The sequence below is a fragment of the Alkanindiges hydrocarboniclasticus genome (assembly GCF_001982605.1).
In the GTDB taxonomy this organism is placed as follows: domain Bacteria; phylum Pseudomonadota; class Gammaproteobacteria; order Pseudomonadales; family Moraxellaceae; genus Alkanindiges; species Alkanindiges hydrocarboniclasticus.
Genome location: NZ_MLCN01000018.1, coordinates 58,393 through 67,600, shown reverse-complemented (window position 1 = coordinate 67,600; position 9,208 = coordinate 58,393). Strand labels below are relative to the sequence as shown.

At 41.8% G+C, this 9,208-nt stretch carries 7 protein-coding genes; all 7 read right to left on the bottom strand.

Going from position 1 to position 9,208, the window contains the following annotated elements; translation table 11 throughout:
• Nucleotides 1–360, bottom strand: a 360-nt coding sequence (locus BKE30_RS07945) for a hypothetical protein (protein ID WP_143253684.1), incomplete at its 3' end; no start/stop codon positions are given.
• Complete coding sequence (locus BKE30_RS07940; RefSeq protein WP_076878069.1) at nucleotides 357–1,724, bottom strand: lipopolysaccharide biosynthesis protein; 1,368 nt, start codon at nucleotides 1,722–1,724, stop codon at nucleotides 357–359. The genes BKE30_RS07945 and BKE30_RS07940, both read right to left, overlap by 4 nt.
• 41 nt (nucleotides 1,725–1,765) lie before the next feature.
• Nucleotides 1,766–3,043 carry a Vi polysaccharide biosynthesis UDP-N-acetylglucosamine C-6 dehydrogenase TviB gene (gene tviB, locus BKE30_RS07935; RefSeq protein WP_076878068.1) on the bottom strand — a complete coding sequence of 426 codons (1,278 nt, stop codon included), beginning with the start codon at nucleotides 3,041–3,043 and terminating at the stop codon, nucleotides 1,766–1,768.
• 120 nt (nucleotides 3,044–3,163) lie between these two features.
• A complete protein-coding gene (locus BKE30_RS07930; RefSeq protein ID WP_076878067.1) occupies nucleotides 3,164–5,350 on the bottom strand; it encodes a polysaccharide biosynthesis tyrosine autokinase in 2,187 nt (728 codons plus the stop codon).
• Nucleotides 5,351–5,507: 157 nt separating this feature from the next.
• Nucleotides 5,508–5,942 (bottom strand): low molecular weight protein-tyrosine-phosphatase, encoded by a 435-nt coding sequence (locus BKE30_RS07925; protein WP_076878066.1) that lies wholly within the window; start codon nucleotides 5,940–5,942, stop codon nucleotides 5,508–5,510.
• 15 nt (nucleotides 5,943–5,957) lie between these two features.
• Complete coding sequence (locus BKE30_RS07920; protein ID WP_158073173.1) at nucleotides 5,958–7,025, bottom strand: polysaccharide biosynthesis/export family protein; 1,068 nt, start codon at nucleotides 7,023–7,025, stop codon at nucleotides 5,958–5,960.
• Between the two features lie 479 nt (nucleotides 7,026–7,504).
• A complete protein-coding gene (locus tag BKE30_RS07915) occupies nucleotides 7,505–9,196 on the bottom strand; it encodes a cation acetate symporter (RefSeq protein WP_076878064.1) in 1,692 nt (563 codons plus the stop codon).
• Nucleotides 9,197–9,208 lie beyond the last annotated feature (12 nt).

Here is a 9,208-nt window from a genome sequence, read left to right as displayed (position 1 = left end):
AATATCTAACGTATTGATTAATCCAAATCTTCTATGCATTCCTAACAATAACAAAGTAGATAATGGTACACACCATAGAATTGCATCAACTTTTTCTAAAGCATAATTTATTTCAACACTACCATATAATGAAATAAATAAGATAATCCCTACCACTAAAAAATAATATATTGTCACCATAAAATCTTTGCTTCTAGTCTTTAAAATAAATAAAGCAAATACATCAACAAAAAAAATAATCATTTTTATTGAATCTTTTAAAGGCTCTATTCCTAATGGAATTATTCCTCCCGCAACAATATTAAACAAAAATAAAAAGCCAAATAATAATCCATATGTATTTAATGTCTTTATTTTCATCTTAACACTTCCTTAAATATAATTACACTTGTTCTTAATCTTAAAAACCAAAATAAAAAAATTAAAAACATAAGAAAGTACATAAAAAATAATTTTTCTAAGCTTATGTATATTAAAATATAACTAACTAAACCTATTAAGAAATTCTCAATAAACTCATATAGCCTTATCTTTTCAACATATGAAATAATTAATATTCCAGAAAAATACGAAAAAAGACTTACGTAACAAAAAATTTTAATAATATAAAAATAATCTAAATTAAGCTTCCATCCAACCCATAAGCTTAGAATCCTAATAAAAGTTAAAAATATTTGAAAAATTAAAGCAATTTTTTGCCCTTTATCCAATGAAAGAGTAATAATTAATGAATCAAAAATAAATTTTATTGCAATCCATATAATACAGATAGCAGCTATTCTTCCTGCTAATGCCCAATTACTTCCTAAAATATAAGAGAATAAATCTGGTAAAATAAATATAGCTAAAAAACTAGGAATAAAAACCAGTATGCTCATAAAATTTAAGATTTTTTTAAGATTATCATGGTAAACCCCATTAATCTTCCACTCAAAATACTTAGAACTAATAAATTGAGAAATACTTATAGAAATCACTGAAATCGGTAACATTAGTACACGATAAGCCATATAATAACTACCACCAAAATTTGCACCTAAAATTGCACTAATAAATAAAGTAGGTAAATGATTAGCTATTACTGAGAAACCTGCTCCTACTGAGTCGTACAAAATATACCGCTTATAAGTGCTAATTTTATAATTAGTATTATTTAATTTAAAAATTTCTTTAAAAAAATTAATATTTTTTTGAAAAAGATAGGTTACTGAATAAATAAAGCCCAATATCTGGCCTATAGCCATTCCTTTGAAACCTAATTGATATAATCCCAATATCAGTTGACTTAAAACCCCTCCTCCACTTTGCAATACTTTAGATTTTGCATTTATATTTGTTAATTGTAATTTTAATGTTAAATTATTTAATATATTAAATAATCCAGAAAAGAACACCATAATTGGAATAAATATTAGAACTTCCAAGTATTGTTTCTGAAAAAAGTAGAAAACAGCTACAGAAAACACTATAAATAATGAAATTACTAACAATATATCTAATGATTTTCTAAGCAGCCATTTCAGTTCTGTAAAATTTTCTGATGATAACAATGCAAAGTCTAATCTTAAGCAAGAAAAAGCAGTAAGAAAGTATACTACTGTTGTAAGAATAGCAAAAGTTCCAAAATCTGTAGGACTGAAAATACGAGATAGCAACGGTGATGCTGCAATTGTGATTAATTGCGCTAAGCTTGTGCCACCGATCAAATAAAGGAAACTTTTCAATCTTAATTGTCGCTAAATATAGTTATAATAATATTTATGACTTATAATCTTAGATCTGTTAGACTTTTAGAAAAAATATACTTTAGATCATATATAATACTTTCTATTTTCCCTAATGACTTTATTTCCTCAATTTTTAAGCCTTTAAATTGATCATGTCCAATTGCCAATATAATAGCATCATATTTTCCATTTTCTGGATTATTAATTGGCTTTAAACCATATTCACTCTCTACTTCATTATGATCTACCCATGGATCATAAATATCAATATCCAAATCATATTCTTTTAAAGCATTTACCATATCAATAATCTTAGTATTTCGAATATCTGGGCAGTTTTCCTTAAATGTTAATCCCATGACCAGAATACGTGCTCCTACCACTTGAATACGCTTTTTTACCATCTCTTTGATTAGTTGCGTAGCAACGTATTCTCCCATACGGTCATTTAAGCGGCGCGCAGCTAGAATAATTTCAGGATGCAGCCCCAAAGACTGCGCTTTATGGGTTAAATAATACGGATCAACGCCAATGCAGTGCCCGCCCACTAGACCCGGACGGAATGGCAAGAAATTCCATTTGGTGCCGGCGGCTTTTAATACTTCTTCGGTATCAATGCCCATCTTGTTAAAGATCAGTGCCAGCTCATTAATCAGGGCAATATTGACATCTCGCTGGGTATTTTCAATCACCTTGGCAGCCTCAGCTACTTTAATGCTGGAAGCTTTATGCGTACCTACCGTAATAATCTGATTGTAGACAGCATCCACCAGATCGGCAATTTCAGGCGTAGAGCCAGAAGTGATTTTTTTAATATTGGTAACGCGGTGTTCTTTATCACCCGGGTTAATCCGTTCCGGGCTATAGCCAGCATAAAAGTCATGATTAAAGGTTAAGCCGGAATACTTTTCCAGTACCGGAATACAGTCTTCTTCGGTGGCGCCCGGGTAAACCGTAGATTCATACACCACGATATCGCCTTTTTTAAGGACTTTGGCAATGGTTTCAGAGGCTTTGATCAGTGGCGTTAAATCAGGTTGTTTGTAATCATCAATGGGTGTTGGTACCGTCACAATATAGAAATTGCAGCTTGCCAACTGGTTTAAATCACAGCTAAAAGACAGGCGTGGGCTGGCCTTTAATTCTTCAGTAGACACTTCTAAAGTGTGATCTGTTCCATTTTGCAAATCATTAATGCGCGTTTGGTTAATATCAAAACCAACCACATCAAATTTTTTACCAAATTCTACAGCCAATGGTAGGCCCACATAGCCCAGCCCAATGACGCCGATTTTAATAGTTGATAAATCTTGCATGCCCTATACCCCAATGTTTAAACCTTTATAAAATTAATGGATTGCAGTTTGCCATGTTCAGTTTTATTACTCAAAATGGCCTGATCGTCCTCTACATAGCTGCTTTACCGTCAAGCCTAGTTATGACTTGGAACGGTACTTATACGTATATGAGTAGCCTTCACTTTGCAGCGCACCTTGCGGTACATCATTAAGTACCAGTCCATGCACATTCTGGCCAGAGTGTTGCAAACGCGACATACACAGCTTAATTTCCTTAATTGGCGTTTTGCCATAGCGGGCAATGAGCAGATTCAAGCCAGTGAATTTACTAATGATAATGCCATCAGTCACTGCCAGCAGTGGCGGCGAGTCAATAATGACATGATCATAATGCTCAGAAATGTCCTTCAGGAAGTTTTCAAAAGCCGGATTAAGGAGCAATTCTGATGGATTGGCAGGGGTCTGGCCTTTACTGACAAAGGACAGGCCTTTGACTGGGGTGTCCTGAATAATATCGCGGGCATTAAGCACTTTACTACCCCCCAAGTAGTCCGCCAGGCCATTAACCGGACTGGCATCAAAATACTTATGCATATGGCCACGGCGCATGTCCGCATCAATTAGCAATACGATTTTACCGGTTTGCGCCAAAATGGTGGCCAAATTAGCACAAATGAAGGATTTACCAATTTCAGGCGCCGGGCCAGTAATCAATACCACGTTATTTCTGGCATTTTTCTGGGCAAAATACAGGACCGTGCGCAAGCTACGCAAGCTTTCCAGTGTCAGGTCTTCATGGTCTTCCAGCGCAAGCAAAGGTAGCGTTTTATTGCGTACTGAGCGGAATTTATCCAGAATTGGACTATGGGCCAATGTAGCATAAACCGGCAAGCCTGTTTGGGCTTCAATATTTTCAGCATCTTTCACGCCACTGCTGAGCATGTTTCTAAGCAAGGCCAGTAATATACCGACAAAACCGCCCAGAAAAATCGATAAGATCAGCACCATCAGCGGTTTTGGCTGAACAGGCTTTAATGGCAAAATTGCTGGATCAACCACAGTAGCATTGCCAATCTGGCCTGCCTTCACCACTTTCAGTTGCTGGTAGCTGTTAAGCAAGCTGGTGTATAACTCGGTATTGATTTGTACATCACGGTAGAGTTGCAGGTACTGGCGCTGGACTTCTGGCAGGCGGTTAAGACGCTGGTTCAATTCTTTGGTTCGTTGCGCAATGGCATCCAGCTGGTCAGTGACTTGCTTCATCAAGGGGAAATCACCCGTGTACTTGGCACCCAGCTCGGCACGTTTTTGTTCCAGCTCAATACGGCGGGTTTCCAGTTCAACATTCTGGGTCAGCAGCAGTTCGGATTCCTTGGTGACATCAATGGTGTCATTTCTTTCACGGAACTGGTTAAAGCGGTTTTCTGAGGCTTCCAGTTGTGCTTTGAGTTCAGGTAATTGCTTGTCCAGAAAGGCCAGGGTATTCTGGCTTTCGGCAGATTTACGGGTAATGTTTTGTTCCAGATAAACCTTTAAAATTTCATTTAAGGTATTGGTAATTAATACCTTGTCACTACCCGTATAATTGACTGAAATAATGCCGGTTAGCTTGCCTTTTTCAGCAGCGCTAAGCTGGGCATTAATACGATCAACCATGGTTTGCAAGGCAATCTGGCTAATGCTGAAATTGCTGCCTGCTACACCTAGGGCTTTATTAATATTCAGTTGCAGCAAGCCACCCGATACCATTTGTGCGACTGGCCGGCCAACCCGCCCTTTAACTATTTCACCAGTGGGCAGCGCAAGCTCATAATTTTCATTATCAATAAAGTGCAGTTGCAGTGGCTGGTTCAGCAAGTAAGCCGGAACCTTGAGTTGCCTGATGTGTAAGGCAAGCCCCTGCGAGTTGCTCATAATAACCTGTAAAGGGCTATGGGTGGTCTGATACTGGGTCCGCTTGAACAGGCGATTACTAAAGGTGTTATCCAGACTCTGAATAGAAATATCCAAATTCAGGTTTTCAATGACTTTCGATAACACAAAACGTGACTTGATGAGCTCTACCTCAGTCTGGGCAGGCGATTGCACTTCCATCAGGTTGGCCACATCGCCCAGCAGTGCCGTGGACATATTTTTGTTGTCTTCAACCTGAATCAGGCCATTAACCGCATAGGTTGGACTGGTTACACGCAAGTACAGCAAGGCCAGCAGCAGCGCAAGCACTACACAGGCAACAATAATTTTCCATTGACGCAAGAGCATAAAAAAGAGTTGCTTGAGATCAATGCTGTCATCTGTATAAGTGCTTTGGTTTTGCCCGCTCATTGTTTAATCCAGATCATTCAATTTATCAAAATCCATTACGCCTCTCACCGAACTCCCAATATTGCTTTGATGAACAGGCATGAGGCACGTTATAAAATATTGCTTATTCATCAGTGGGGTTCTAGAGGTGCGCAAGCGGTTTATCATACTTAAAACGTTACCCTACCAATTTTTCATGCCAGGCCTTAATACCGGTAATAATCATTTCCCGGGCATAAACAAAAGCACTTTTAGGCTGCTGGTAGGGATCAGGAATTTCCTGATGTTGCCAGTGCCCCAGTAAAAAAGCCTTACCCCGCACAAAAGGCCACTGTTTTTCCAGCAGTTTTAGCTGGCCCTTGGTCATCACAAAAATCAGGTCAGCCTGTTTCAGCAGCTCTGTACTGACCTTTTGAGCACGATGTACTGAAATATCAATTTCCATGTCCTGCATCAGGCTAACGGCATGTTCATCCGCCGGATAATCATCCAGTCCCTGCAATCCGGCAGACACTACTTTCTTGTCTGGAAAATAGTGTTTAAGCAAACCTTCCGCCATCGGACTCCGACAGATATTACCGGTACACAGCACTAAAATGGTTTCAAATTCCACAGTCAGCCGCCATTATTAGTTGCCATTGCCAATCAGCTGTCCGGTTCGAATGGCATTTGCTGAAGGCAATAACAGGTTCAGCACACGGCTCCAGCGGGCAAGTCCACTGGCATCCACATAAATGATGTCACGCGGCTGTACTGCAAAGCGTTGCGCCAGTGCCATGCTGGTAAATGATGACAAATCCAGCTGGTATACTGTCGCCAGATTGGTTTGGGCATTATCACGCAGCACATATACTTTGGCTGGATTGGCACTTAATGGATTCAATCCCGCACCTTCACCAATCACATCAGCCAGGCTCATACCCTGCTCACGCAGGATTAAAGGGGCTGGTCGTCCGGCTTCACCCAGAAAGTAAATCTTGCGGCTTTCCCGCGACACGATATGAACTTCATCGCCATTCTGGATATACAACTGGTTGGGTGATAAGCCCTGTTTTTGCAGGTCAAGCAAGCCAAACTGGTAATTAATGCCATTACGGGTCAGGCTGACGGCATTCAGGTCGCCCGTATTAAGCATGCCACCTGCGGCACTTAATGCGCCATACAAGTTTACTGGCTCGTCTGAAATAACATACTGGCCTGGCAGTCTGACTTCGCCACCCACAAAGAATTTGCGGCCTTTATATTGTAGTACTTTGACTTGTGCATCGGGTTGCTTGAGATAACGGCTCAGGCGCTGGTTGAGTTCACGCTGCAATGCGGTTACTGTTTTGCCCTGGGCACGAATTTGCCTGATTAAGGGAAAGGACAGATTACCTTCCTGATCAATTTTAAAGCCAATTTGTTCAGCATTGGCTGGCGTAATATTGGTTGCGGCTGGCGTAATTTCAGGATAAGCCCATAAATAAATGGACAGCACATCGCCTTTTTGCAGTACATAATTACCGGCAGGCTGTTGTTCAAATAATTGTGCCAATGCCTGATTAAAGCTGGTTTGTGGTACCGCCAGCTCATTCACCAGCTCGGCAGTGACCGGCAGTAACTGCACTTGTAAGCCATTGTTTAAAGGCACCACTTCCTGCGGCATTTCCGGCAGGTCATCAGTGCGCATGCCCGGAATCAGACTGCAACTGCTCATCAGCGTCGCGCAAATAAGCGGCATCATCCATTGATACGCCCTAGATGGATACGCTCTAGCAGGACGATTGATGTTCACAAAATATCGCACTAAAGAGTCCTTTTGACTTACTGACTGATGGTTAAATGACACGAAGGAATTGCGTTTGGATTGTGAAAGATTCATGGAAAACTTGCAAGCTTCACCTTAATTTAACATTGGCTTTTTTGTTTTCACAACTATTAGGCCAGCTAAAAAATCAGTTTAGTATGCTTTATGGATTTTAAAAAACGCGAATAAAGCATATTTGCTACATAAAAGCACGCCCATTTTGTTTATTTCTAGACGAAATGCAAAAACGTCCTGATAAAAATCAGGACGCTTACACTAAAGCAGGAATACATCAACTGGGCTGATAATCTTTCCAGTTTTATTTCGCCCATTTTACTTGCTTGGTATTTCCTGTTCACCCCCCTGAACAAGGGGGACAAAACAGCAGATCAATGATCCTGTGCGCCAGAAGCACCAACCCCAGTCATGGAGCGTACAAACTGGGCATCAAATTTAGCTTTTTCACGCGCAGCACGGGCTGATTTGTCGGTTACTGAAAATAACCAGCAGGCGCCAAAGGATAGCAGCATGGAGAATAGTGCAGGATTACTGTAAGGCAATGGTGCACTGTCACCCAGCTTTAAGGTATCCACCCAGACGGCTTTGGTGAAGAAAATCAGGACTACCGCGCTAATTAAACCCAGCCAGCCGCCAATGGTTGCCCCGCGAGTGGTGAGTCCTTTCCAGAACATAGACAGTACCAGTACCGGGAAATTGGCCGAAGCTGCTACGGCAAAGGCCAGACCAACCATAAAGGCCACGTTTTGCTTTTCAAATACAATGCCTAGGAACATGGCAAAAATGGCCAGCACCACCGTTGCAATTTTGGAAACCCGCAACTGGGATGCTTCGGTAGTTTGGCCTTTTCTAAACACATTGGCATACAGGTCATGCGACACAGCAGACGCACCAGACAGGGTTAACCCTGCCACAACAGCCAGAATGGTGGCAAAGGCAACTGCTGAAATAAAGCCTAAAAACCAGTTACCAGCCACTGCATGCGCCAGATGCACGGCTGCCATATTACCGCCGCCAATCAGCTCCAGTTTGCCGGTCAAGGCCATTTTGGCGGTATCCAGATAAGCTGGATTTTGTGAAACAAACAGAATAGCACCAAAGCCAATAATAAAGGTGAGCAGGTAAAAATAACCAATAAAACCTGTGGCCACCACCACCGACTTGCGCGCTTCCTTGGCATCTTTAACCGTAAAGAAACGCATCAGGATATGTGGCAGGCCAGCCGTACCAAACATAAGCGCCAGACCTAGGGAAATGGCATCAATGGGATTGGACACCAAACCGCCAGGACCCATGATTTTGGTGGCTTCAGCCGTGGTAATCTCATGCGCAGTGCCATAGGCAGCAATGGCCTGATTGAACATGTTGCTAAAGCTAAAGCCGACTTCCTTAAGAACCATAAAGGCCATAAAGGTAGCACCACTCAATAACATGGCCGCCTTGATGATTTGTACCCACGTGGTGGCCAGCATGCCGCCAAACATCACATAGGCCATCATCAGCAGGCCCACAATAATCACGGCAATATTGTAGTCAAGGCCAAACAGCAGCTTGATGAGCTGGCCTGCCCCCACCATCTGGGCAATCAGGTAAAATGCCACCACTACCAGTGAGTTCACTGCCGCCATGGCACGCACCGGTTTTTCTTCCAGACGGAATGAAGCCACATCAGAGAAGTTGTATTTGCCAAGGTTACGCAAGCGCTCTGCTACCAGAAACAGGACAATCGGCCAGCCCACCATAAAGCCCAGCGAGTACAGCAGGCCATCATAGCCTGATGAAAACACCATGGCTGAAATCCCCAAAAAGGATGCCGCCGACATAAAGTCACCCGCAATGGCCAGACCGTTCTGAAACCCGGTAATACCACCGCCAGCTGTATAAAAATCCTTGGTAGAAGTGGTTTTTGCAGCAGCCCATTTGGTAATCAGCAGGGTAGCCGCCACAAAAATGACAAACATGATAATGGCTGTCCAGTTGGTGGCCTGCTTTTCGGCAACCCCCAGGTCAGGCGCGGCGTGGGCCATACTGGTCATACAGCCAGCCACAGCCATAGTGCCCATGCTGGCTATTTT